Genomic DNA, 2,457 nt, shown 5'->3' on the forward strand with positions numbered 1-2,457 from the left:
GCCAGGGAAGGCAAGAACATCAAGCATGACATCTCGGTACGGATCTCGCGCATCGCCGATTTCATCGCCGTCACCGATGTCCTGGTGCAGCAAGCCTCGCCCGGCTGCCGCATGGTCTGCTTCGGCCACCTGGGCGATGGCAACCTGCACTACAACATCTCGCCACCCGCGGGGGTGGCCGATACCGATTTCATCGCCCGTCAGGCCGAGCTCAACCGGGTGGTGCATGACAGCGTGGACCGCTTCGGCGGCTCCATCTCGGCCGAGCACGGGCTGGGCGCCTTGAAGCGCGAGGAAATCCTGCGCTACAAGTCGCCGGTGGAATTGCGCCTGATGCGTGCCATCAAAGCGGCGCTCGATCCGCAGCAATTGATGAATCCGGGCAAGGTGCTCTGAATTCAGAGTTCAGAGTTCAGAGCTTTGACCTCTGACATCTGAACTCCTCGCATCCCAACAAAAAAGGGACGGACGCCAATACGAGCCGTCCGCCCCGACCTCCCCCTCAGGAGCCTGCCTGGAAGGCCCATTACACCGGCCTTCCGCTATGTCAGCATCTTTGCATCAAGCAGCGAGCCGCAATCCATGGAATAAGAGCCCTTGCCACGGCCAATTTACGGGATCAGGCCGCGCTCCTTTGCTGCTCGCGCATGGTCTGCAAGAACAAGTCGGGCGCCATCGGCCGTCCGCGCAGGTAGCCCTGCAGCGCGTGGCAGCCCGCCGCCGCCAGGAATTGCTGCTGCCCCTCGGTCTCCACGCCCTCGGCCACGATGCGCAGGCGTAACGCCCGCCCCAGCGCCACGATGGCCGAGACGATGGCGGCATCTTCGCTGCCCTCGCTCAAGTCGCGCACGAAACCACGGTCGATCTTCAATTCATGGGCCGGCAGACGCTTCAAGTACAGCAAGCTGGAATAGCCGGTGCCGAAGTCGTCGATGGCAATCTCCACGCCCAGGTCGGCAATCTTTTGCAGGGTCTGCAAGCTGGCCTCGGTATCGTGCATGGCGGTGGATTCGGTCACTTCCAAGGTCAGGCAATGCGGCGGCAGTTGATGCTTGTCCAGGGCGGCACGCACCACCTCCACCAGGTGCGGATCGGCAAACTGCAATGCCGACAGGTTGACCGCGATCTTCCAGTGGTCATACCCCAGGGTCAGCCATTGGTGCATCTGGCGGCAGGCTTCGTCCAGCACCCAGGCGCCGATCGGAATGATCAGGCCGGAACGCTCGGCCAGGCCGATGAATTCATCCGGCCCCACCAGGCCGCGTTGCGGGTGCTGCCAGCGCAGCAAGGCTTCGGCGCCCAGCACCTGGCCATCGGGCAGGCCGAACTTGGGCTGGTAGACCAGCCGCAACTGCTTGCGCTCCACCGCCACCCGCAACTCCTGCAGCCATTGCAACTGATGATGGGCATTGGCATTCATCGAGGGCTCGAAGAAATGGTAGCCGTTACGGCCGGCGCGCTTGGTGTGATACATGGCGGCGTCGGCATTGATGACCAGGTCGTGGCGGGTGGCGCCGTCTTCCGGGTAGATGGCATGCCGACACTGGCCGAGACCGGCAGTTCCTGCTGGGCCAGCGTGAAAGCCTGATTGACCACTTCCAACAGCTTCTCGCCCACCGGCATGGCGTCTTCCGGCTGCTCCAGTTCCACCAGGATCACGAATCATCGCCGGCCAGGCGCGCCACCGTATCCTGGGCGCGCATGATGGAACTGAGCCGACGCGCCACCTCCACCAGCAGGCGATCGCCCACATGGTGGCCCAGCGAATCGTTGATGGCCTTGAAGCCATCCAGGTCCATGAACATCAGCGCGAAATGACCCTGGGTGCGCGCCGCCTTGTGGATGGCCTGGGTCAGACGGTCTTCCAGCAGGGTGCGATTGGGCAGCTTGGTGAGATGATCGTGCAAGACCATCTGGGTCAATTCTTCATTGGCCTCGGCCAGGGAGCGGGCCAGCTTGGCGGTGCGCGACTCCAGTCGCGCATCCAGTACCGAGGTCAACAAGGCGATGGTCAGGACCGCCAGCGTGACCACGATGATGAGGATGGCCAGCCAGCCGCTGCCCACGCCTTCGCGCGCGGCCAGACACACCGCCCCGCGTGGGAAGCTGGCTGCGGCCATGCCGGTATAGTGCATCCCGACGATGGCCATGCCCATCACCACCGAGGCACCGGCGCGCGCGACCTTCACGTGCGGGGTGTTGCGGCGCAGGCTGAAGGCGATCCACAGGGCGGTGGCCGAGGTCACCACCGCAATGATCACCGAGCCCACGAACAGCACCAGGTCGTAGTCGATGCCCGGCTGCATCCGCATGGCGGCCATGCCGGTGTAATGCATGGCGGCAATGCCCGAACCCATCAGCACGGCGCTGCCCAACAGGCGCCGCAGCGGCAGTTCGGCCCGGGTCACGATCCACAATGCAAAGCCCGAGGGAGCACGGCAATGAGCAGCGGACCAG

At 64.1% G+C, this 2,457-nt stretch carries 1 protein-coding gene and 1 pseudogene; one reads left to right on the forward strand and one right to left on the reverse strand.

Translation table 11 applies throughout. The features are described 5' to 3' along the window. Window positions 1-396, forward strand: a 396-nt coding sequence (locus tag I5W_RS25730; RefSeq protein WP_044531390.1) for an FAD-binding oxidoreductase, incomplete at its 5' end; no start/stop codon positions are given. A 223-nt stretch (window positions 397-619) separates the two neighbouring features. Here I5W_RS25730 and I5W_RS25735 read toward each other — a convergent pair. Then, window positions 620-2,457 (reverse strand): annotated as a pseudogene (locus I5W_RS25735) (putative bifunctional diguanylate cyclase/phosphodiesterase); the annotation flags it as partial.

Source organism: Herbaspirillum sp. B65 (genome assembly GCF_000333555.1).
Taxonomy (GTDB): domain Bacteria; phylum Pseudomonadota; class Gammaproteobacteria; order Burkholderiales; family Burkholderiaceae_D; genus Herbaspirillum; species Herbaspirillum rubrisubalbicans.